We start from the raw sequence: 21967 nt of genomic DNA on the forward strand, positions 1-21967 counted from the left end.
AGAGTCTTATGAGTTTAGGTCGCCGCGGAGCTTTCTGAAGGCGGATCGAGCCTCCTCGGCGTAAATGCTATTGTTGTGCTGAAGGAGAACCTTTTCGTAAAGTGCCTTGGCTTTGTCGAGGTCCATCAGCTCATGCTGGTAAATTCTAGCCGCTCTAATGAGCGCTTCATCGGCAAGTAACTCCTTCGGAAACTTAGCTTCAATCTCTTCGAAGAGCTGTGCAGCTTGTAGGTGTTCACCTCGGGCGTTGAATATGGTAGCTCGGGTGTACATCGATTCATCGTGTAGCGGGTGGTCGGATGTGAAGGCGATGAGTTTGTCGAGTGTATCCAACGTCGACAATGCCTCGTCGTACCGATTTTGGGTTTGATACAAGAGAGCGCTTGCGTAGCGCTCAAGCATCAGATAGGTAGTGTCCAGCGCTGCGTTATCCTTAATCAAAAGACTCAATCGCAAAGCATCGTTTGAAATCAATTTTGAGGTCGATTTCTTGAGGACGTCAAACATGGTGAGAGCCCATTCAAAATCGCCGGTGTAGAAGGCCACTCTTGCCTTGCGGAAGCGTGCATCTTGACCTAGTAGGGCAGATTCGAAATCGGCTTCAACTTGAGAATAGGTGAGGATGGCGTCATACGGCAGACCAATCGCCAACTCGATATCGCCGCGCAGCAGCATGGATTCTGCATGAATGGCTGACTTTTCTGGAGAAACACTCAAAGCTTTCTCTAGTGTGCGCAATGCGCTGTCTGGTTCTTGAAGTTGAAGAAACTGAAGCTCGGCATTCGCTAGGAGTAGATTTGGAAGGGTAGAGCTGGCTCGCAATCCTTCTGCCGCGCCTTTCATTTCGGTATTGAGTTGGAGGAATTCTTCTCGCGATGCTCCGTTGGCAATCAGCATGGATTTCTTGCAGCTCATTTCACCCCAAACCGCATCGGCATAGAACGGAGTGTTGTTGCCTAGCGTTTCGAGATAAGCGTAAATCTGAATGGCATCGTCGTAGGCCTTTGCGACTTGGGCCGACTGTGCCAGTGAGAAGAGTTCAAAGGCTTGGACTTCTTCTCGGCGGTATAGCGCTTTAAGCTGACGAAAAGCCTGACCGTATTCACCCTCTTGGGTCAGTACCCAAATTAGAAGTCGGTTGAACGATATGCCTTCGCCATCTTGAATTCTACCAATGATTTCGCGTTTCAATACATCCGATTTCGGGATGTTGCCGTCGCGGTTCATGTTGAAACGTATGACATTCTGGTAGCTGGCGAGAAAATTAGGGTTCCTTGCGAGTGCGTCGAGATAAGCGATGTACATTTCCTCGAGCATTCCCATTTCCGCGTAGAGGAGGGCCTTTTGTTGATCGAAGGACATGTTGGGGTTGCCGCGTTCAGCGGTTTCAAGTGTGGCCAGCGCGAACTTGAAAATCCCCCATTTCTTGAAGCGTTCGCTGTACTGGTATGCGAGTCCAGGTTGGCGGTAAACAGCTTCTAGCACGCGATTGAATTCATCTTCTGCAGCGGCTGTGTCCTTGTCGACCAGGTGAATGTAGCCTAGGTCGATTCGGTAAAGCTCTGCTCTCGCCGGTTGTTCATCAATATGATCTTCGATGAAGTCGGTGGCATCGCCATATTCTTCGAGTTGAATAAAGCAAGCGACGATTTGCTGGTAGTAGAAATCGTTGGGTTGTTTCTCGTAGAGATCCTCCCAATCGTTGAGGGCTTCTTCGAAACGCCCTTCTTCCATCGCCTGCTCTGCTAACTGACGTTTCACCTGAGCATTGGTGCTCAGTGAAAACAGGCAGATTATGGCGATGAGAAACTTATTCATTCAAATTGCTGAAGATGGAATCGAGGCGTGTTTTCATCGAATCTACGCCTTTTGAGTAAGACATGATTTCGCCAGCTCTATCGCGCGTATGATCTAAGAATTGTTGAACGGCTAAGCGCTCTTGTTCGTAGTACATTGCAATTTCAGCTGAATCGAGATCGCCTTGTTGAATAACGGCTTTGAGATCTTCCAATTGTGAGATTGACTCCTTCAGTTCAGCAGCGCTCTCTTTCAATTGGATATTCCACTTGTGGATGGCTCGTTGATAGCGGTCCATCCAGGTGAGATCATAAATGTAAACCTCCTTCAATGTAGAGTCGAAATCCGTTGTTTTCAGGCGCTCGTAGTAAGGGCGAACCTTTGCGTAGCTCTCGTGAATGGTTGCACTGTCGAGTTCATTCAAGAGGGCATAGGCATCAACCACCTCGCGGTGAAGAGTCTCAACCTCCTCGGGAACTTCCTGCTTTGAATTGCAAGAAACTATGGAAAGGGCAAGTGCTAAAAGAGCTATGTATTTCATTTTGTAATTGTTTCGAATCCAGTATACGTGTGAAGAACCTTTGGAATATGGATTCCTCCTTCGCGCTGATGGTTTTCGAGAAGAGCGGCCACAATTCTTGGAAGCGCTAGCGCAGAACCATTGAGTGTGTGGCAGAGGTGTGTCTTCTTATCGTCGCCTTTGAAACGCAACTTCAAACGATTAGCCTGGAAGGTTTCAAAGTTTGAAACGCTACTAACTTCGAGCCATCTTTCTTGAGCGGCACTCCATACTTCAAAATCGTACGTCAACGCACTGGTGAATCCCATATCTCCACCACACAAACGCAAGATGCGGTATGGAAGTTCGAGTTCGTCGAGCAGGTTTGCTACGTGGGCAACCATCTCTTCCAATTGCTGGTAAGAATCGTTCGGATGGCAGATGTTTACGATCTCCACTTTGTCGAACTGGTGGAGTCTGTTCAAGCCGCGAACATCTTTACCGTAAGAACCCGCTTCGCGACGGAAGCAGGGGGTGTAGGCTGTACTTTTTATTGGGAAATCTTCGGCTTTCACGATTTCATCGCGGAACATGTTGGTTACCGGAACCTCTGCGGTAGGGATTGCGTAAAGGTTGTCTTCCGGCATGTGGTACATTTGGCCTTCCTTATCTGGAAGTTGGCCTGTGCCGAATCCACTTTCCTCATTCACAAAGAAGGGAGGGATGAATTCGGTGTAACCAGCAGCGGTGTTCTTGTCGAGGAAATAATTGATAAGCGCGCGCTGGAGGCGTGCTCCTTTATTGGTGTAGATGGGGAAACCTGCACCGGTCACTTTGACGCCGAGTTCGAAGTCGATTAGACCGTACTCAGATGTGAGCTCCCAATGTGGTTTTGCGTTATCGGGTAGGGTAGGGAAGTTCCCGACTCTCTTGACTTCCACGTTATCGTCGGCAGACTTTCCTTTGGCCACGCTTTGGTGGGGTGTATTGGGAAGGCCTACGAGTAGGTTTTGAAGCTCATCGCTTGCATTGTTGAGCGCATCTTGAAGCTCTTTGCTTCTTTCCTTGAGTTCACCAGAGCGGTTTTTGGCAGCTTCGGCCTTATCGCGTTCACCGTTTCTAAACAATTCGCCGATTTCTTTGGCGAGTTTATTTGCTTCGGCGAGGGTATTGTCGAGTTCCACTTGAGTCTTACGTCGGGCTTCGTCGGCATGAAGAATAGCTTCAATGTCGGCGGTAGCATCGATGTGACGCTTATCGAGTGCGGCGATGATGGCGTCTTTCTCTTCTCGAATGCGGTGAATTTCGAGCATGGTTTCTATTGAATTATTGGAGAGTCAAAAGTAAGATTCGCGTTGAGTACTGCGAAACTGAATGACGTATATCTAGTGTATGAAAAACAAAAAAGGCCGTCCCATGTAGGTGACGGCCTTCTGAATTTTGGGTTCGAATCGATTAGGCCTGAGCAGGCTCGATCGAAACGTATGACTTGTTGTCTTTCTTTTTATTGAAAACAACGGTGCCATCTACCAAGGCAAAGAGCGTGTGATCTTTGCCGATACCTACGTTTTTACCTGGGTGGTGCTTCGTGCCACGCTGGCGAACGATAATGTTTCCGGCAATCGCATCTTGGCCACCGAAAATTTTCACGCCGAGGCGTTTACTTTCTGATTCGCGTCCGTTCTTCGAACTACCAACCCCTTTTTTGTGTGCCATGGTTGAACGACTTTATTCGATTATTCTTCTGATTTCTTGTCATCAGCCTTCTTCGCTGCCGGCTTTTTAGCCGCTGGCTTCTTGGCTGCTGGTTTCTTAGCTGCAGGCTTTGCTTCTGCCTTTGCGCTATCAGCTTTCTTAGCTGTGGTCTTTTTAGCTGCTGGCTTCTTCGCTGCTGCTTTCTTTTCAGTTGCAGCCTCTTCAGTTTTCGCTTCAGCTTTCTTTGGAGCGGCCTTCTTAGCAGTTCCCTTACCGATACCTTCAATTTGGATTGAAGTGATGGCTTGGCGGTGACCGTTCTTCACTTTGTAACCCTTACGGCGCTTCTTCTTGAAGATGATCACTTTGTCTGCCTTGAGGTGCTCAAGGATGGTTGCTTTAACTGCAACGCCTTCTATAACCGGGGCGCCAACTTCTACCTTACCGTTATCATCGGTCAAAAGAACGCGGTCGAAAGAAACTTTCGCTCCTGCTTCTCCTTCTAGACGATTAACGTAGATACGCTGGTCTTTCTGTACTTTGTACTGGTGCCCTGCTATCTCTACAATTGCGTACATGTGTACTGGACTAGATTGTTAAACAATTCAGAATTAGGGCTGCAAATGTAATTCAAAATATTGAATGAGAGCGAACTGGGATAGGATAAATTTGACTTATTCCACTTATATACATCGTTTCAGCGCCTTAACCCTTTTGAAGGGCAGCATTAAAACGCTATTTTTGACGCTTTGCTGCTTGAATCCCAATTACAAATTTAAAAACTCCCGTGATGAAACATATCACTGTTGGAGCTGCTTTGTTAGCTGCTACCTTCTCGGTACAAGCACAGCGCAGTGAGGTAGAATTCACCGAATTCGATCTCGACAATGGTCTACACGTGATTTTGCACGAAGATCATTCTACCCCAATCGTTGCGGTTACCGTATTATACCACGTAGGCTCGAAAGATGAAGTTGTTGGTCGTACCGGTTTCGCACACTTTTTCGAACACCTCCTTTTCGAAGGTTCCGAAAACATCGGAAGAGGTGAATACTCCAAAATCGTTCAATCAAACGGTGGAGCCCTCAACGCAAACACAACTCAGGATAGAACTTTCTATTACGAGATCCTCCCTTCAAACCAGTTAGAACTCGGCCTTTGGCTCGAGTCTGAGCGAATGCTTCACGCCAACATCGACAATGAAGGTGTAGAAACACAGCGCGGAGTTGTCAAAGAGGAGAAGCGTCTTCGTATCGACAACCAACCTTATGGCAGCTGGATTTCTGAGATGTTCAGCCGCGCATTCACCAACCACCCATACCACTGGGCACCTATCGGTTCAATGGACGATTTGAATGCCGCGCAACTCGAAGAGTTTATGGACTTCTACCGCAAGTTCTACAACCCGAACAACGCCACATTGAGTATCGCCGGTGATATCGATCCAGATGAAGCTCGCGAAATGATTGAGCTCTACTTCGGTGATATTCCAGCGGGCGAGCCAGTGGTTCACCCAACTGTAGAAGAAGGTCCGCTTAACGGTCCTATCATCGACACAGTATACGATAACATCCAAGTTCCTGGGGTTTTCGTAGGGTACCGCATTCCTTCTCAAACTTCAGAAGATGCGTATGCACTTGAAATGTTGAACAACGTCCTTTCTCAAGGCGGGTCTTCACTTCTCCCTAGAAAGATGGTAGACGAACAGCAAATCGCACTTCAGGTATTCAGCTTCCCGTACACACTAGAAGATTACGGTGTGTTCATCACTCTAGCTCTAGCTAACGGCGAAACTACCACGGGTGAACTCGTAGCGAGTATGGACGAAGAAGTAGAGAAGCTCAAGACGAGCCTCATCGAAGAAGAGACGTACCAACGTGCGCTCAACCAAGTAGAGAGTAGCTTCATTCAAAGCAACTCAAGCATGGCCGGTATCGCCGAGTCTCTAGCTAACTACCATGTATATTTTGGTGATGCCAATCTTATCAATGCTGAAATTGAGCGCTACAGAAAAGTGACTCGCGAAGACATTCAGCGTGTAGCAAAAGAGTATCTCTCGGATGATAACCGAGTTATTCTTCACTACTTGCCAATGGCTCAGCAAGCATCTAATTAATTGACACAACAAAGAATAAAGAGATGAAACGCATTTTACTTTCCCTTTTTACGGCTGTTGTGGCGATTCCCGCAATGGCTCAGCTCGACCGCTCCGTTCGTCCAGAACCAGGTCCAGCTCGTGAACCAGAAATTGCCGAGTTTGAAGAGTTTGAACTCGACAACGGCATTCAACTCATTGTAGTTGAGAACCACAAGCTTCCGCGTGTCTCCATGCAAGTTTCTTTGGATATCGATCCAATCTACGAAGGAGATAAAGCTGGAATGATTAGCCTAACTGGCGACCTTCTTAGCGAAGGAACCGTGAATAGAACGAAGGAACAGCTTGATGAAGAAGTTGACTTCATGGGCGCACGCCTTTCAACCTACTCTTCTGGTGCCTTTGTTTCCGGCTTGTCGAAGTACGACGAGTCTCTCATGGGCATCCTTTCTGATGTAATCATGAATCCACGTTTCTCAGAAGAGGCTTTTGAGAAATTGAAGCAACAGAATCTTTCTGGACTAAAGGCAAACGCCAACGATCCAGGTGCATTGATGTCTGACCTTTGGAGCGGACGCATCTATGGTCTAGATCACGCCTACGGCGAAATCTTGACCGAAGAGAAGGTGGAGAACATCACGCTAGAAGATTGCAAGAATTACTACAACACCTATTTCAAACCGAACATTGCATACATCGTTATCGTAGGTGATATCGATCCAGATGACGCCGAGGAAATGGTAGAAAAGTACTTTGGCGATTGGGAAATGGGAGAAGTTCCAACCCATGATGTGTCGGTTCCGGAAGTTCCTGCAGCAACTTATGTGGCACTTCTCGACCGTCCTGCTTCTGTTCAAAGTGAGATTCGCATCGGTAACCGAGTGGTTCTTCCTGTTGGATCTGAAGACCTCGAGGCTGTTCGCCTTGCAAACATGATTCTCGGTGGAGGTTCACTTGGACGTCTTTACTTGAACATTCGTGAAGACAAGTCATTTACCTACGGTGCGTATTCTTCTATCGGTACAAACGAGCACGTTTCAACATTCGTTGCCTCTGGTGCCGTGAGAAACGAAGTAACCGACAGTGCAATCGTTGAGTTCCTCTACGAAATCAACCGCATTCGCACTGAGCTTGTATCTGAAAAAGAGCTTCAAGACGCTAAGAATTACCTAGCTGGTTCATTTGGACGTTCACTCGAGAGTGCACAAACGGTGGCAAACTTCGGATTGAACATCAAGCGTTACGGTCTTGATGAAGATTACTACAACGATTACCTCCAGCGTCTCGATGCTGTAACCGCTGAAGACGTAAGAGCAGCTGCTCAGAAATACTTCTTGGCTGAAAACTTGACAATCGCCATTGTGGGTAAAGCATCTGAAATTGCTCCAACTTTGGATAAGTTTGGTGAGGTTCAGCGCTTCGACCGCTTCGGGATGCCTGCTGCAGCTACTGTAGCCGTTCCAGAAGGTATGACGGCAGACGACGTGATGGAAAAGTTCTACGAAAGCATTGGAGGTATGGAAGCAGTTAAGGCTGTTGAAAACTATACTGTTACAGCAGAGGCTTCTATCCAGGGGATGACAATTACGCTTACTGAAACTTGGATGGCTCCTGATATGTACAAGCAGGAAAGCATGTCGCCAATGGGTGGACAGGAGTTAATTGTTAACGGTGACGATGTTCGCGTTATGTCAGGTGGACAAGAAGTTCCAATTACCCCGGAGCAAGCTGAGGAGTCGAAAGCAGATGCAAGTATTTTTGAGTTCGAAGATCACAGCGCAGTAAAAAAGGTATTGCAGCCTAACCTCGTAGAAGTGAATGGTCAGCAAGCATATGCGGTTGAATTCCACGACGGAGACGATGTGACCACACATTACTTCAGCGCTGAAACTGGATACCGTATTCGTTCTTCATCACTTGCAATGGATCAAACCGGTCAAGAGGTGGTTCGCGATGTGGACTATTCTAACTTCACCAGCGTAAATGGTATCACAATGCCTCAATCAATCATGGCTCCACTCGGGCCAATGGTAGTTGAGTTCAAAGTGACGAATATGGAGATCAACTCAGAAAACATCGACGCATCGATGTTCTAATCTGAAGATCTTATAGAGTTATGGAAAGGTCACCCTCGGGTGGCCTTTTTTATTTTATTGGCATTCACCAAGTACACGCCGGTTAAGATGGCGGTTATGCCAATGATGTGTGCTGCGGTCACCACTTCGCCATCCGCAAAGCCCCAGCCAAGAGCGACAATAGGCACCAGGTAAGTGATGCTCACCGCATATAAAGCCGAGGCCTTTTTGATGAGGTAATTGAAGAGGATAATGGCGAATCCCGTTCCCATGACACCAAGAATGGCGATATAACCCAAGCTTGCTAAAGCATCCGGATTGGTGCTTACAACGTGGATGAAATCCGTGAAAAGGATGAGGCCAAGAACGGCCGGAACGCCAACGGTCACAAGTGCGAGCAACGTGATTGTTATGGAATCGAGATGCTGAAGCTTAGCACTGATGGTGTTAATGCCAATAGAATACATAAAGCTGGCCGCTACGGTTAAAAGGGCATAGGGCCACTTATCTCCGAGTGCAACATTCTCTGATGGATTCAACATATACAATGCGCCAGCCAGGCCAATTATGATTCCAAGGACCTGTAGGACCTTAATTCTGGTGCGGAAAACAACGGCGCCAACAATCAGTGTAAACAATGGAGTCAGCGAATTCGTGATTCCTCCAATGGAAGAATCGATGTGCATGAGAGCCCAAGCAAAGAACACATAGGGGATACCATTTCCGAAGAACCCAACAATGAGAATGGGAGCGGCATCCTTTTTCTGAAAGCGGTTCAACCTACGCCAACCCACCGCAAGGATAAAAATCGATGCATAGACGATACGAAGCAGGGCGACTTGCACACCGTCAAAGGCTACGAGACCTTTCTTCATCAAGATAAACGAACTGCCCCAAGTAAGGGCGAGCAGGAGGAAGATTCCCGCGTTGATTAGGGGCTGGTTGTTTTTCACGGGGTAAAGATAGTGCGCGGAGCGAAAGCTCCGCACAAGTCAACCACCTTTGGTGGGTTGAAAGGTCCGCTTGTAGCGGACAAGGCTTATCGCCTTCCGGCGAATCGCAAGATGATCCGCATTAGTCGGCAGGCTGCTTTTTTCGCAGAAAGCGAAAACTTGATAGGCTGACGCAGGAAGCCAATCCTTAATTTGCATTAGCAAATTCTTGCGCTCCGCGCCTTATCTTTGCTCAAAACCAGTTACCCCATGATGAAGTGGTTACGTCGACTCGTACGTCTCGAACTCGTTTTAATTTTCTTGGTCATTTTGGCTGGATCTGTCGTTCGAATGACCGGCTCCGGAATGGGTTGTCCCGATTGGCCAAAGTGCTTCGGTTACATGATTCCACCTACCGAAGAAGCTCAAGTGCTTTGGGCTCCTGAAAAGCAGTATCACGAGGGACAAATGATTGTGCATGAGGAAGCCATGTGGTCTGCAAATGCAGATTTCACCTCAGGGGCTGAGTACAACGCCGCTAACTGGACAAAGTATACCAAGCACGATTACGCCATCTTTAACTCAACACATACCTGGGTTGAGTACATAAATCGACTTTTAGGAGCGGCAAGTGGCATACCGATGTTTTTGCTTTTTGTGCTTTCACTCAAGTACTTGAAGTCAAAACCACTTTACACCTTACTCGCTACTGCCGGACTGTTTCTTCTCGGATTCGAAGCTTGGTTGGGCAAGGAAGTAGTGGATGGGAATTTGATCCCTGGACAAATCACCTACCACATGCTAGGGGCATTCCTCATCGTAATCGTGCTGGTGATTTTCCTGAAACGACTCAATCAGAACCCACGGCAGTCGCTACCATTGTCGCGCTGGTACATGTTTGCCGCTTTGTTGCTTATGCTGATTCAAGTGGTGCTGGGGACACAAGTGCGCGAGCAAGTAGATATGCTTACCAAGCAATTTGGCGAAGGGGCTAGTCGCGAAGGTTGGATTGACCAGATCGATGTACTCATCTATATTCACCGCTCGGCGTCGCTTGCCGTAACTGGATTCATAATCTACCTCTGGTGGGTGCTGAGAAAGAATGGAAAGAGTAGAAGGTACTTAAACGCCGCACTAATGATGGTTCTGGCGTCTACCGCATCTGGGGCAATTCTGTTCTATTTTGATCTGCCTAAATTTCTCCAACCGGTGCACTTGCTCCTTTCGGCGGGCATAGTCGCAACTTTGACGTGGGGCTGGGTTCGTAGACCTAAAACCGCTTAGAGATAAAGCGGACCCTGACCAAAATCTAGGTCGGCCAGGACGGCAATTGCATGTTCTCTAGCTTCTTTCGGCACTCGTAAAGAGAGGCTTACAGCGCCACCGTAGGCGCTAAAGGTGTGGGAGTTCAGAACGATACATGGAATACCTTCAGCTTCGAGTTTGCTTCGTGCGATGTGAGCCGTGCTCCAATCGTAGTATTCTGCTATCGTTACTTGTTGTTCCACGTTGTTGTTTCGATCATGCGCATTACTTCATCGGCCATAAATGCGTTGGCTGGACGAAGTGAGTCCGCATTGGGACTTGCATAAAAGTAAACAACTCCACGGAGAAAATTGTCCGTGCTATCCGTAAGAAAGAATTGAGTGGCAGTGGCAGCATCGCCGCGAAGGCTGTACATGAGGCCGTACACTTTCTGATCGCGATTCTCATAAAGCTGCTCTTGGATGCCGTCGGCTTTTACAGTGTGATTGTACGCCAACCCATGGGCTTCTTCGAGTAGGTCTTGTAGATTGTCTTTTACCGGTTTGTAGGTAAGCTGAACCTTGGCTCGCAACGAAGGGTAAACGACATTTCCCCAGCATTCTCCGCGCATGTCCATCTCCCAAACGGCGTGCTTATTCATCTCAAAAGAATACGGACACCCTGGGTCAACCTCTGCGACTTTGTACTCCTTAGCGGGTAGGTCAATTCTCGGATAACCATAAGGGCGCGGAGATTCGTTTTCGCCGCAGGCAGTCAACATCAAACCTCCCAAAACACCAAGTACCCAAGGGTTAATCTTCATCTGTATCTTCTTCATGTGGGTTGATGGTCACTTTAATCCGTTTGATACGGCGTTGGTCAACTGCTTCCACAGTGAACGTAAACTGGCCGTATTCCTCAACGTGACCTTTCTCTGGGAATTGTCCCGAAAGCTCTAGGAACAACCCTGCAAGTGTATCTGCATCGCCGCGGGCTTTGTCCAACGGCTCGTCAGAAATCTCAAGGACCTTGTAAAAGTCTGTAATCTGTGTCTTTCCTTCGAACACATAGTTCGCATCGTCAAGCTTCGAATAAACGAGCTCTTCAACGTCGAATTCATCGGATATATCACCGACGATTTCTTCAATGACATCTTCTAAGGTTGCGATGCCATCGGTTCCACCAAACTCGTCTACTACAACGGCGAGGTGAATTTTGCGTTCCTGAAACTCCTTGAGAAGGTCATCAATTTTCTTGCTGCCTGGAACAAAGAATGGATCGCGAAGAAGCTCTTGCCAGTTAAAATCGGCCGGAGCGTTAATGTGTGGAAGGAGGTCTTTAATGTAGAGAACACCGACAATCACATCGGAGCTATCGCGGTAGACGGGGATTCTTGAGAATCCAGATTCACGAACGGTGTTCATGACCGTCTCGAACGACTCGTCGATATTGAATGCCACGATATCGGTTCGCGGCTTCATGATTTGCTTGACGGTAGTAGATCCGAATCGAACGATTCCACGGAGAATCTTTTGCTCGTCGGCGTTCGTCGACTCTTCGTCCGTAAGGTCGAGCGCTTGTTCCAACTCATCCATAGAAATACCGCCAGACTTTTTGGGTTGCGAGAAAACGCGCCCGGTGGAGGTAAGTATATACGTGAGTGGCTTGAGGATCTTTCCAGCGGAGAGGGTTGGTCGGGCCATTAACCTCGCGAACGACAAGTTGTTGGTATTGGCGTACACCTTCGGAAGAATCTCTCCAAAGAGGAGGATGAGGAAAGTGATGGCAACGAGTTCGATGACGAATCCGAGTGTTTCGAACCCGGTAAAATCGAACATGGCATCGGTTAGGTATGTCGACAAAAGCACGATACCTATGTTGATGAAGTTGTTGTTCACCAATATGGTGGCGAGGAGTCGTTCGGGTTCGTTGAGAAGGTTGAGTATAACCTTATCTCGAGGATCTTCACTTTCGTTCAGTTCCTGTTTGTCGGTCGGTGTAAGCGAAAAGAAAGCTACTTCTGACCCAGAAACTAGAGCGGAGCCAAGCAGCAATAATCCCAAAATGATGATTGGGATGATGAGTGAGGGTTCGAAACTTACGATTGAAGCGGCAAGTATGGAACTCGGGTCGGGGTCCAATAGAGTAGAGTTTGGTTACAAATAGGGATCAGAATGGAAGATCATCGTCATCGGATCCCGGATTGAAATCGGCACCTTGGTCGCTAACAGGTGTTGATGCCTGTTGTTGCTGAGGTGCGGATGTCGGCGCGCTGCTTTCTGGGCGTGCGGTATTGCTTTCACCGCGAGGTGTAAGCATGGTCATATTGTCGGCTTGAATTTCGGTCGAATACTTGGTCTGACCGTCTTGATCTTGCCAAGAGCGCGTCTTGATTCGGCCTTCGATGTACACCTTATCGCCTTTGTTGAGATACTTTTCACAAACTTCTGCAAGACCACGTCGGCCTACAACGATATTGTGCCATTCGGTAGATTCCACTTTTTGTCCTTCTCGATTCTTATAGCTCTCAGTGGTTGCAATGGGAAACTTGACCAACATGCCGCCGCCTTCGAAGTGACGAGCTTCAGGATCTTTTCCGAGGTTACCGATGAGCATTACTTTATTAAGTGAACCAGACATATGTTTCTTCTAACGGGTTTCTATCAAAGGTAGCAATTCAGATATCGCTACCAAGATGCAAAGGTAGAAGATTCTCATCTAGCCAACGTCGAATTGGACGAGGAAACGCAAGTTGTTGAATTTCACTCCATTTTTTCCATTCTGCATCGGTGTTTGACGGGGCGAAATCGCCCTTGACTTCTATGGGGAAGATTGAGATTTCAAGCTTTTTATGTGAGAGTAGGTGAGTGATTTTATAGGTGGGTAGGCTGCTCGTATCAGCAGACGTAAAGTTATTCTGCTCTGGGCTCCCCGGCATTAATTCGTACAATCCCTTCCATATGCTATCGGTGCCTCTTTTTCTAATAAGCAATCCAGTCTGGTTATGGAGAGCGGTATAGGAAAGGTGTTCGACTGTAGGTTTCTTCTTCTTGATCTTGATTGGGCGTTGGTCGATTACCTTGTATTCGAGCGCGAGGCATCTTGTGTTGAGCGGACAATTCTCGCAATTGGGATTTTTGGGAGAGCAAATCAGAGCCCCCAACTCCATAATGGCTTGGTTGTGCTCGGCTGCCGGTTCGTCTTTGATGACTTCTTCGGCGATTTCACGAATGATTTTGATACCCTGAGTTGAATTGACGGGGGTATCAATATTAAAGATTCGGGCAAGAACGCGCTGAACATTGCCATCTACTACGGCAACGGATTCATTATTTACGAAAGAGGATACGGCGGCTGCGGTGTATGGACCTACGCCAGGAACTTCTAGCCAGGTATTATAGGAAGAGGGGAAGCCGTTTTTGGCGATGAACTTAGCTCCTTTATGAAGGTTACGGGCGCGACTGTAGTAGCCGAGGCCTTCCCAGAGTTTCAGGACTTCATCTTCGCTTGCGTCGGCGAGAGATTGTACGGTGGGAAAGGTCTCTAGAAAGCGGTGGTAATAGGGGAGGCCTTGAGCGACACGAGTTTGTTGGAGAATGATTTCGGACAACCATATGGCGTAGGGTGAGCGAGTTCTCCTCCAGGGTAAGTCTCTTCCGGAGATTCGATACCAAGAGCGTAATTCAGATGAAAGTGTCACGGAAATTATTGTTTTTTAGGCTATTAGCTTAACTAAAAAAGCTAGACAAGGTTTAGGATTTAGAAAAAAAGGGGCTATATTTGCGCCCTCAAATTTATACAGTACAAACTGTCTCTAATCATTTAATTCACAGGAACAATGACGAAGGCGGATATCGTTGGACGCATCTCTGACAAGACCGGCATGGAAAAAGCTGATGTTCAAGCAGTAGTAGAAGGTTTCATGCGCGAAGTTAAGAACGGTCTTGAAGCTGGAGACAACGTATACCTGCGCGGTTTTGGAAGCTTCATCATCAAGAAGCGCGCAAAGAAAACGGGTCGCAATATTTCGAAGAACACAACTTTGGTAATCCCGGCTCACTACATTCCAGCATTTAAGCCTGCGAAAGTATTTGCGGAGAGCGTGAAGGATAAAGTTCCTGTAAAAGAGTAAGAGCTAGCGAATGAAGATAGGTCCTATCATCGCTATTGTAGTTGCCGCTGCGGTTACGGCGTTTCTCGTTTTTTCTGACACTTCACTAACTGAAGAGGAGGCGAACGCGAAGCGAATGGAAGCTGAGCATGCGGATCACGACCACAGTGAGCATGAAGGTGAGGATGTATCTGATCTCGATGCAAAAGTTGCTGAGGCAGTAGAGATTATCGAAACGGGAAGCAGACCACCGATGGTGGCCATTCAAATGCTTCTTGAAGTTGTTGAAGAAGATCCCGAGAATATCGGAGCGTTGATGGTGTTGGGCGACTTCTCGGTAATGTCTGGTCAGTATGAGAAAGCCGAAGGTAGATACCAGACGATTCTCGCACTAGAGCCAAACAACGATGTAGCTTTGAATAAGCTGATTGGCGTTTACACGACTACCGATAAGGTAGCTGAAGCGAAAACAGCGATACAGGGATTCTTGGAAAAGAATAAAAATCACCCAAGGTCTGAGGAGTACAACAAGCTTCTCGAGTCACTTGGAGAACAATAATTTTTAAAACATTTCAGCTATGCCAAGCGGAAAGAAAAGAAAGCGTCATAAGATGGCTACTCACAAGCGTAAGAAGCGCTTGCGTAAAAACCGTCACAAGAAGAAGTAAGTGATACTTCATTCTTAACGTACACACTGAAGCACCTTCAAGGAGGTGCTTTAGGTGTTGCATATAATGTCCTAAGCTAGGGCAGACTTACTATTTAATACATATTGAAGTGCGTAATGAATTAATCATCCACTCGCGTGAAAACGAGGCGGTGATCGCACTTCTCCAAGACGGTAAACTCACGGAACTTCATACAGAACGCGACGATGCTCGCTTCTCTGTTGGAGATATCTACATTGGTCGCGTGCGCAAACTGGCAAAAGGCCTAAACGCAGCGTTCGTAGACGTGGGTTATGAAAAAGATGCGTTTCTGCATTATCACGACCTTGGACCTCAGGTCAAGTCGTGGCATTCGTTCATGAAGCGCACGCAAACGGGAAAGCAACACAGCAACATTACCAACTTTCAGTTTCAACCACTGATCGACAAGAATGGTAGTATTGATGAAGTTCTCAAACCCGGACAAAATATTGTCGTTCAGATTGCTAAAGAACCAATCTCAACGAAAGGACCGCGCATTACTTCGGAGATCTCCCTTGCGGGAAGATTCATCGTTCTAGTGCCGTTCACCAGCAGAGTTTCTGTTAGTCAGAAAATCCGCGACCGTAAGGAGAAGGACAGGCTCAAGAAGCTTGCGATCAACATTTTACCGAAAGGCTTCGGACTCATCGTACGTACTGTGGCAGAAGGCCGCACTACCGCTGAACTCGAAGCAGACCTGAAAAGTCTATTGAAGAAGTGGCGTACGATGCATCGACAGATCAAGCGCCAAAAGGCTCCCGCTCGCGCCTTAAGCGAGATGGATCGCGCATCCGCGTTTCTACGCGATGTGTTTAACGACACGTACGAACGTATCATCGTTGACGACAAAGATCTGCACGATGAAATCCGTGAGTACATCGAATCTATTGCCCCAGATAGAGTTGAAATCGTCAAGTATTTTGGCGGTAAAACTCCAATCTTCCAGCATTTTGGTGTAGACCGCCAAATAAAATCTGGCTTCGGCAGGTCGGTTTCTATGACCAAGGGAACCTATCTGATCATCGAGCATACTGAAGCTATGCACGTTATTGACGTGAATAGCGGAAACCGTTCGAACCAAGGAGATTCACAAGAGGACAACGCCCTCGCCGTGAACCTTATCGCCGCAGAAGAAATTGCACGTCAGCTTCGTCTGCGCGACATGGGCGGTATTATTGTGATTGACTTCATCGACATGCACAAAGGAGAAAACCGAAAGATTCTCCATGAGAAGATGAAGGAAATCATGAAATCCGACCGCGCAAAGCATAAGATTCTTCCACCGTCACGCTTCGGCCTGGTGGAAATCACTCGCCAGCGTGTTCGTCCAGAAATGAATATTCCAACGCGCGAAGAGGATCCTGATTCACTCGTTGAAGCTCCAATTCTCGTTGTTGATGACATTGCACACGCTCTGCAAAGAGTGGCAAACGACGGCGCGAAACAGGTCTTCCTGCACGTGCATCCATTCATTCATGCCTATATCACGAAGGGAATTTGGTCATCCATCCGCAGAAAGTGGGCAAAACAGTACAAAGTGAAGTTGCAGGTTATCCCACGCGATGCCTACAAAACTTTGGAATATCACTTCTTCAATGAAAAAGATGAGGAGATTGGTCAGAAGAAAGGCTGATACCTCGTTTATTAGAATCCGAAAGATTGTCCCGGCAGCTACTACAGTTGTCGGGACTTTTTCTACATAGCATATACATATCCAACGTTCATCGAGAAACTCGAGTATTGGTTAATAAATACCTCTTCGGTTTCTAACTCATGAAACCTAAAGCCCACGTTGGTGTAGATGTGCGACCTCTTAGTGAGGCCATGTTGGAATCTAACGGAGTAGTTGAATTCATTGGTTGGAACGCCTCTGTACATCCAAGAAGGCAAGTCGGTGCCCTCAAACCTGTATTTTCCATATTCGTAGCTTGTATTCATCTGAATGAATGTCATTTCACTAATCGGGAAACTGATTGTGAGGCCCATTCTAATTCCATCTTTAATCTGATGAAGAGGTACAAAAAGAGAGTCTGAAGTATTGTAGGCGTAAATACTCGGGTCAGTAATCCGGCGATAATACTCTACTGATGGATAAAGGCCAATTTTTGCAAGTTCAAAAGCGCCTGTATAGTTAACTCTCAACTCTTGAGAATAGGGTGAAAGACCAGGCGATAGAATAGTTGGCAACATGAAATCGTCTACAATCGGACTAGAAAACCCAATGCCGATTACTGATCGATTAAAGAACCCAGTTCCATGCGATATCCCGTACTCTAAGTCAATCTCCACCTGATCGAAGAAGCCTTGATCTTGCCTTAGATTGCTATTAGACGCTGGGAGACTCACCTTCAATCTAAAATTCTCGAATGCGACAATGCTGGTTTGGAGGCGTAGTTCCCTAAACAGCTGATTAGTTCCAAGGTCTCCAATTCCACCACCTCCACTGAAGTTTATTCCCCCAGTAAGGGTAACTGTATTATAGAAGGCGGTTGGGTTGGCGAGATTAGGCCATGGGGCCTGATCTACTCCTGTGGTTTGACCTAGCGCAATGAGACTACTAGTGACTAAGGCGAATGACAATAGAGAGCGAGAAATTGACTTCATGGTGCAAAAGAGAGTTCGGAAATGCGAGCGATTCGTGAAAATAACCATTTCTCTTGAAAAGCAAAAGCATTTCTTTGAATATCTATAGCTTCGCCTAAAAGCAATCAATTGACAAAAGTCTACGATTTAGATAAGGCCCGCGACGTCATCCGCAAATTCTGCGCGTATCAAGAACGCAGTCAGAAACAGGTGCGAGAACGATTGAGAAAAATGGGATTGATTGATGAAGCGGTAGACCTCCTTATCTCAGAAGTCATCCAAGAAAACTACCTAAACGAAGAGCGATTTGCACGAGCCTTTGTTCGTGGAAAGCATGGGATTAAAGGTTGGGGCCGAAAGCGATTGGAGCGTGAACTGAAGCACCACGAGGTGAGCGCATACATTCTTCGCAAAGCCATGGAGGAAATCGATGAACAGGCATACGACGAAAAGCTAGAAACTCTGGCTTCCAAAAAATGGGAAGAAACTAAAGAGCCCAACAGATTTAAAAAGGGGAAGAAAGTAGTCGATTTTTTAATTCGACGTGGTTACGAAAGTGATGCGGTTTGGGAGATTGTGCATAGACTGTTGTCGGAAAAATGACATTTGCTTCAAGAAGCACCTTAAAGTTCTGGGATACGAGAGCGGGATTATCAGACTACTCCTTACGATTAAAGATGTATTTATACCCTAAGAATATTCGTGAATCTCGTAAAAGCAAATCACTTATGTAACTATTACTTGAAAGTGAGCTTTGGCTAAAGGAAATGCTTAAAAAGAACAATGATCTGGAATTCAGAAAATAATTCAAGGACATCTCCACACTCCAAGCTGAAGATCTTTCATTTCGTGCATTAAAAAGGTCAGCATAGTCACCATCCTCGTAGATCATTTGACCAAATTGACTCGATAAATCAAAGTTTATGTACAGTGACTTTGAGAAATCATAACTTGAACTCACTCCAAGGACAATCCCATTCTTAATCTCGTTAGGAGGGAAGAAAGATGAATCCGCATAATGAACTGCCATGTGTTGATTAACGATTTTTCTAAATCCACCAATGTGAGGGTAGAGTCTTACATGGTCGCTAAGTATCACTGAGCCGGTGTAGTTCAGACTCATAGCATAGGATAATGGCGATGCGTATATGATTGAATTTGAACCTAATTGCGGATCATCGGTAACTGGTGTGCTCAATTTGAAGGCAAAGAGCGAAGAATTGTATATACCAGAGTTGTTGTGAGGCTGATATGCTATTCCAATGGAGGTGTTATCAAAAATACTTGAAGGACTTCTATCCTCACTGTTTGAACCCGGTAGCTTTACTCCGAGTTGGATTTGTTTTGATAGATTGATGTTAGCCTCGAAAGCAAAATTCCAAGTCAGCTCACCTGTAAACCACAAATATTCGCTGCTAACAGCTGAGTAAAACCCTTCGTCTATCCTACTAAGACCAGAGCTTAATGAAACTGACGAATACAATTGTGTTGGATCGTATAGATCGGGGTAATTTTCAATCGGCCTGGCATTCTGCGCGATAGTGATTGCGGGCAAAATGTGGAGTGTAATAGCCATGATGAGAGTAGAGAGAGACTTTGCCATGCGCTACAAGTCTTGTAGAAGTTCGATGGTCCTAAGTAAATCGGAATCACTAAAGTCATAGTGCGTCACCATTCTCAATAGCGTAGCACTCATCGCAATAATCGATATGTCTTGCTCCGCCAATTTCTGCATCCATTCCTTCGCGTCGTATCCCTCCTTTAATTCAAAGATTACGATGTTCGTTTCCACTGGCTTCACATTGTCCACCGCAGGGTGGTTTCCCAGCGCTTCTCCCAATCTAGCCGCCCTTGCGTGATCTTCCGCTAGCCTTTCTACATGGTTGTCCAAGGCATAAATCCCAGCCGCGGCCAAGTATCCGGCCTGCCTCATACCTCCGCCGAAGCGCTTTCTAGTCCGGTTCGCAGCGGTTATAAAGTCTCTATCACCCAGCAACAACGAGCCAACCGGACATCCCAGTCCTTTCGACAAACAAATCGAAATGCTATCGAAAATTTGGCCGTACTGGGCTGGTGTTTCTCCCTTTGCCACAAGCGCATTGAATAGTCGAGCACCGTCCATGTGATACGGCAATCCGTTTTCTCTTGCTAGTATGCCTATTCGCTTTAACTCCTCATAATCCATGCATGTCCCGCCCCCTTTGTTACTCGTGTTTTCCATGGATATGAGTCCGGTTGGACATGCGTGCACATCTCCCCAACCGTTGATGAGTGGTTTTATTTCCTCCGCTGTAATTCGTCCGTAATCGTCTCCCGCAGCTCTAATTTGCAGACCAGAATTAAACGCCGCACCGCCGCCTTCATAATTGTAAATGTGGGCATGTTTGTGACAAATTACTTCATTCCCCGGTACCGTGTGCACGTTTAATGCAATCTGATTTGTCATGGTTCCCGAAGGACAGAAAAGGGCATCATCCATTCCAAACATCTCGGCGGCTTTGAGTTCAAGCTTTCGAACTGTTGGGTCGTGTTCAAGCACGTTGTCGCCCACTTCAGCTTTGAACATGGCCTCAAGCATAGGCTTGGTGGGTTTGGTGACGGTGTCGGAACGTAGGTCGATCATTGTTGGGATTTTGGGGATGAAATTCGAAGCTAGTGAAAATGGGGGTAATGGGGGCTTGTGTTTAGGGTGAAAGGAGGAATCATGGCGGGGGGAGTTGTGTTGGGGGATGGGTGGACTAATGGACCTATAGACCTACAGACTTATTGACTTATGGACTTATGGACTGGTTGACTGAAGGGGTGGGCTAGCCGGTGTTGCCCGGGGCCGCTTCCCGCGACCCCACTTTCAAGATCGGAATTTGATTCGGGGTAAGTCGGAGGTTAAACGTTTACTTTCGTTTGCAAACGGATTGCTGAAAATAGGGGTGTGAGATTCGAGGGAATGGCTGGGATCTTCGTAACTTCAACACATGGGGTGGAGGAGGTGGCCCCCGCTCGCCCCCAGTCCAACCGAGCAGTCTACCGAAGATACCATTTCATCCCCAACACCCACATTTCTCACCCTCCCCCTCTTATCTCAGTATCCCATCTTTCATTACTTTTGCAGGCTATGGTTGGAAACGAACAACTCAAAGAACTTCAAGCGCGACTCAAGTCGTTGCGCGGTTACCTCAAACTCGAAGAGAAGCGAATTCAAATCGCCAACGAAGAAGAGCGAACAGGCGACCCTTCCTTTTGGGATGACCCCCAAGAGGCCGAGAAAACCATGCGATTCATTCGCGAGTTAAAGTTTTGGGTTGAAGGCTACGAAACCGTAGAAAACCTTGTTGAAGAACTCGAGCTCGGCATCGAATTCGCCAAAGAAGGCGGTATGTCCGACGAAGAGGTGGAAGAGATTTACAACAAGGGCAAAAACCAACTCGAAGATCTTGAGTTCCGCAACATGCTTTCTGGCGAGGAAGACAAGCTTTCTGCTGTCCTCCAAATAACTGCCGGAGCCGGTGGCACCGAGTCGTGCGACTGGGCCGGAATGCTCATGCGTATGTACTTGCGTTGGGCTGAAAGAAGCGGACACAAAGTTCGTGAACTCAACTTCCAAGAAGGCGACGTGGCCGGGGTGAAGACCGTAACCCTCGAAATTGATGGCGAGTATGCCTTCGGATACCTCAAAGGCGAAAACGGCGTTCATCGCCTCGTGAGAATCTCGCCGTTTGATTCGAATGCACGTCGACATACTTCCTTCGTTTCGGTGTATGTGTATCCATTAGTAGACGATAGCATCGAGATCGATGTGAATCCATCCGATATTAGCTGGGATACCTTCCGTTCTTCGGGTGCAGGTGGACAGAATGTTAACAAGGTTGAAACAGGTGTGCGTCTACATCACGAGCCATCAGGTATCGTAATTGAGAATACCGAAACGCGAAGTCAGCATCAGAACCGTGAAAAGGCAATTCAACTGCTCAAATCTCGCCTTTACGAGAAGGAAATCGAGGAGCGAAATGCCAAGCGTGCTGAAATTGAAGCAGGTAAGAAGAAAATCGAGTGGGGAAGCCAGATCCGCAACTATGTGCTTCACCCATACAAACTGGTGAAGGACGTGCGCACCGGTGTGGAAACCGCACAGGTCGATCACGTGCTCGATGGTGACCTCGATACCTTCCTCAAAGCATTCCTCATGGCAGAAGGTCAAGGGGTGGATGTCGACGAAGAAGCGGTAGATTAGGTCGTTCCCTTATTCAGG

The 21967-nt window shown here is 47.1% G+C and carries 22 protein-coding genes; 8 read left to right on the forward strand and 14 right to left on the reverse strand.

The features are described from left to right. Positions 1 to 6 precede the first annotated feature (6 nt). The 5 genes from F8C67_RS07070 to rplU all read right to left on the reverse strand — a co-directional run bounded on the left by F8C67_RS07070 (position 7) and on the right by rplU (position 4569). Positions 7 to 1818, reverse strand: coding sequence for a tetratricopeptide repeat protein (locus F8C67_RS07070; RefSeq protein ID WP_151667130.1), 1812 nt, complete (start codon positions 1816 to 1818; stop codon positions 7 to 9). After that, positions 1811 to 2338 (reverse strand): hypothetical protein, encoded by a 528-nt coding sequence (locus F8C67_RS07075; protein WP_151667131.1) that lies wholly within the window; start codon positions 2336 to 2338, stop codon positions 1811 to 1813. Before F8C67_RS07075 ends, F8C67_RS07070 begins: the two co-directional genes overlap by 8 nt. Continuing rightward, positions 2335 to 3609 carry a serine--tRNA ligase gene (serS, locus tag F8C67_RS07080; protein ID WP_151667132.1) on the reverse strand — a complete coding sequence of 425 codons (1275 nt, stop codon included), beginning with the start codon at positions 3607 to 3609 and terminating at the stop codon, positions 2335 to 2337. The genes F8C67_RS07075 and serS overlap by 4 nt, the downstream gene beginning before the upstream one ends. Positions 3610 to 3751: 142 nt before the next feature. Then, positions 3752 to 4012, reverse strand: a complete 261-nt coding sequence (gene rpmA / locus F8C67_RS07085; protein WP_151667133.1) for a 50S ribosomal protein L27 — start codon at positions 4010 to 4012, stop codon at positions 3752 to 3754. 20 nt (positions 4013 to 4032) lie between these two features. Continuing rightward, on the reverse strand, positions 4033 to 4569 hold the full coding sequence (gene rplU / locus F8C67_RS07090; RefSeq protein ID WP_151667134.1) for a 50S ribosomal protein L21: 537 nt from the start codon (positions 4567 to 4569) through the stop codon (positions 4033 to 4035). Between the two features lie 212 nt (positions 4570 to 4781). On the opposite strand from rplU, the gene F8C67_RS07095 reads away from it, so the two are divergent. Together F8C67_RS07095 and F8C67_RS07100 are read left to right on the forward strand one after the other, a co-directional pair. Then, the gene (locus F8C67_RS07095) at positions 4782 to 6107 is read left to right on the forward strand and encodes a M16 family metallopeptidase (RefSeq protein ID WP_151667135.1); all 1326 of its coding nucleotides are present in this window, start codon (positions 4782 to 4784) and stop codon (positions 6105 to 6107) included. Between the two features lie 23 nt (positions 6108 to 6130). Beyond that, a complete protein-coding gene (locus tag F8C67_RS07100; RefSeq protein WP_151667136.1) occupies positions 6131 to 8182 on the forward strand; it encodes a M16 family metallopeptidase in 2052 nt (683 codons plus the stop codon). Between the two features lie 29 nt (positions 8183 to 8211). Here F8C67_RS07100 and F8C67_RS07105 read toward each other — a convergent pair whose 3' ends face one another. Then, positions 8212 to 9114 carry a DMT family transporter gene (locus F8C67_RS07105; RefSeq protein ID WP_151667137.1) on the reverse strand — a complete coding sequence of 301 codons (903 nt, stop codon included), beginning with the start codon at positions 9112 to 9114 and terminating at the stop codon, positions 8212 to 8214. 249 nt (positions 9115 to 9363) lie between these two features. Here F8C67_RS07105 and F8C67_RS07110 point away from each other — a divergent pair, with 249 nt between their 5' ends. Continuing rightward, a complete protein-coding gene (locus tag F8C67_RS07110; RefSeq protein WP_151667138.1) occupies positions 9364 to 10377 on the forward strand; it encodes a COX15/CtaA family protein in 1014 nt (337 codons plus the stop codon). On the opposite strand, the gene F8C67_RS07115 is transcribed toward F8C67_RS07110, so the two are convergent. Genes F8C67_RS07115 through mutY form a run of 5 tightly spaced genes read right to left on the reverse strand, consistent with a single transcriptional unit; the run spans position 10374 to position 14038 of the window. Beyond that, entirely contained in the window at positions 10374 to 10601 is a 228-nt protein-coding gene (locus tag F8C67_RS07115; RefSeq protein ID WP_151667139.1) for a putative signal transducing protein, read from the reverse strand. The two genes, F8C67_RS07110 and F8C67_RS07115, sit on opposite strands and share 4 nt — an antisense overlap. Beyond that, the gene (gene gldD, locus F8C67_RS07120; protein ID WP_151667140.1) at positions 10586 to 11176 is read right to left on the reverse strand and encodes a gliding motility lipoprotein GldD; all 591 of its coding nucleotides are present in this window, start codon (positions 11174 to 11176) and stop codon (positions 10586 to 10588) included. Before gldD ends, F8C67_RS07115 begins: the two co-directional genes overlap by 16 nt. Then, positions 11151 to 12479, reverse strand: a complete 1329-nt coding sequence (gldE, locus tag F8C67_RS07125; protein WP_151667141.1) for a gliding motility-associated protein GldE — start codon at positions 12477 to 12479, stop codon at positions 11151 to 11153. Before gldE ends, gldD begins: the two co-directional genes overlap by 26 nt. 28 nt (positions 12480 to 12507) lie before the next feature. Further along, the gene (locus F8C67_RS07130; RefSeq protein ID WP_151667142.1) at positions 12508 to 12978 is read right to left on the reverse strand and encodes a single-stranded DNA-binding protein; all 471 of its coding nucleotides are present in this window, start codon (positions 12976 to 12978) and stop codon (positions 12508 to 12510) included. A gap of 37 nt (positions 12979 to 13015) precedes the next feature. Then, entirely contained in the window at positions 13016 to 14038 is a 1023-nt protein-coding gene (mutY, locus tag F8C67_RS07135; protein ID WP_151667143.1) for an A/G-specific adenine glycosylase, read from the reverse strand. A 138-nt stretch (positions 14039 to 14176) separates the two neighbouring features. Between mutY and F8C67_RS07140 the strand changes: the two genes are divergently transcribed. From F8C67_RS07140 to F8C67_RS07150, 3 genes are all read left to right on the forward strand, one after another. Then, entirely contained in the window at positions 14177 to 14470 is a 294-nt protein-coding gene (locus F8C67_RS07140) for an HU family DNA-binding protein (protein ID WP_151667144.1), read from the forward strand. Between the two features lie 10 nt (positions 14471 to 14480). Then, on the forward strand, positions 14481 to 15008 hold the full coding sequence (locus F8C67_RS07145; protein WP_151667145.1) for a tetratricopeptide repeat protein: 528 nt from the start codon (positions 14481 to 14483) through the stop codon (positions 15006 to 15008). A 218-nt stretch (positions 15009 to 15226) separates the two neighbouring features. Next, entirely contained in the window at positions 15227 to 16771 is a 1545-nt protein-coding gene (locus F8C67_RS07150; protein ID WP_151667146.1) for an Rne/Rng family ribonuclease, read from the forward strand. Between the two features lie 62 nt (positions 16772 to 16833). On the opposite strand, the gene F8C67_RS07155 is transcribed toward F8C67_RS07150, so the two are convergent. Further along, positions 16834 to 17742 (reverse strand): hypothetical protein, encoded by a 909-nt coding sequence (locus F8C67_RS07155; RefSeq protein WP_151667147.1) that lies wholly within the window; start codon positions 17740 to 17742, stop codon positions 16834 to 16836. Between the two features lie 108 nt (positions 17743 to 17850). Here F8C67_RS07155 and F8C67_RS07160 point away from each other — a divergent pair, with 108 nt between their 5' ends. After that, positions 17851 to 18324, forward strand: coding sequence for a regulatory protein RecX (locus F8C67_RS07160; RefSeq protein WP_223277531.1), 474 nt, complete (start codon positions 17851 to 17853; stop codon positions 18322 to 18324). Positions 18325 to 18379: 55 nt separating this feature from the next. On the opposite strand, the gene F8C67_RS07165 is transcribed toward F8C67_RS07160, so the two are convergent. Then, positions 18380 to 19324, reverse strand: a complete 945-nt coding sequence (locus F8C67_RS07165; RefSeq protein WP_151667148.1) for a hypothetical protein — start codon at positions 19322 to 19324, stop codon at positions 18380 to 18382. Between the two features lie 3 nt (positions 19325 to 19327). Continuing rightward, positions 19328 to 20344 (reverse strand): threonine aldolase family protein, encoded by a 1017-nt coding sequence (locus F8C67_RS07170; RefSeq protein WP_151667149.1) that lies wholly within the window; start codon positions 20342 to 20344, stop codon positions 19328 to 19330. Between the two features lie 489 nt (positions 20345 to 20833). Between F8C67_RS07170 and prfB the strand changes: the two genes are divergently transcribed. Beyond that, complete coding sequence (gene prfB / locus F8C67_RS07175) at positions 20834 to 21949, forward strand: peptide chain release factor 2 (RefSeq protein ID WP_151667150.1); 1116 nt, start codon at positions 20834 to 20836, stop codon at positions 21947 to 21949. Positions 21950 to 21967: the final 18 nt, after the last annotated feature.

Source organism: Phaeocystidibacter luteus, assembly GCF_008933115.1.
Taxonomy (GTDB): domain Bacteria; phylum Bacteroidota; class Bacteroidia; order Flavobacteriales; family Schleiferiaceae; genus Phaeocystidibacter; species Phaeocystidibacter luteus.

Coding starts and splice junctions, on each gene's coding strand:
- serS (WP_151667132.1), bottom strand. CDS start 3,609: ATGCTCGAAATTCACCGCATTCGAGAAGAGAAAGACGCCATCATCGCC.
- F8C67_RS07170 (WP_151667149.1), bottom strand. CDS start 20,344: ATGATCGACCTACGTTCCGACACCGTCACCAAACCCACCAAGCCTATG.
- F8C67_RS07140 (WP_151667144.1), top strand. CDS start 14,177: ATGACGAAGGCGGATATCGTTGGACGCATCTCTGACAAGACCGGCATG.
- F8C67_RS07095 (WP_151667135.1), top strand. CDS start 4,782: ATGAAACATATCACTGTTGGAGCTGCTTTGTTAGCTGCTACCTTCTCG.
- rpmA (WP_151667133.1), bottom strand. CDS start 4,012: ATGGCACACAAAAAAGGGGTTGGTAGTTCGAAGAACGGACGCGAATCA.
- gldD (WP_151667140.1), bottom strand. CDS start 11,176: ATGAAGAAGATACAGATGAAGATTAACCCTTGGGTACTTGGTGTTTTG.
- F8C67_RS07145 (WP_151667145.1), top strand. CDS start 14,481: ATGAAGATAGGTCCTATCATCGCTATTGTAGTTGCCGCTGCGGTTACG.
- F8C67_RS07100 (WP_151667136.1), top strand. CDS start 6,131: ATGAAACGCATTTTACTTTCCCTTTTTACGGCTGTTGTGGCGATTCCC.
- F8C67_RS07070 (WP_151667130.1), bottom strand. CDS start 1,818: ATGAATAAGTTTCTCATCGCCATAATCTGCCTGTTTTCACTGAGCACC.
- F8C67_RS07165 (WP_151667148.1), bottom strand. CDS start 19,324: ATGGCAAAGTCTCTCTCTACTCTCATCATGGCTATTACACTCCACATT.
- F8C67_RS07075 (WP_151667131.1), bottom strand. CDS start 2,338: ATGAAATACATAGCTCTTTTAGCACTTGCCCTTTCCATAGTTTCTTGC.
- F8C67_RS07155 (WP_151667147.1), bottom strand. CDS start 17,742: ATGAAGTCAATTTCTCGCTCTCTATTGTCATTCGCCTTAGTCACTAGT.
- F8C67_RS07130 (WP_151667142.1), bottom strand. CDS start 12,978: ATGTCTGGTTCACTTAATAAAGTAATGCTCATCGGTAACCTCGGAAAA.
- prfB (WP_151667150.1), top strand. CDS start 20,834: ATGGTTGGAAACGAACAACTCAAAGAACTTCAAGCGCGACTCAAGTCG.
- F8C67_RS07110 (WP_151667138.1), top strand. CDS start 9,364: ATGATGAAGTGGTTACGTCGACTCGTACGTCTCGAACTCGTTTTAATT.
- rplU (WP_151667134.1), bottom strand. CDS start 4,569: ATGTACGCAATTGTAGAGATAGCAGGGCACCAGTACAAAGTACAGAAA.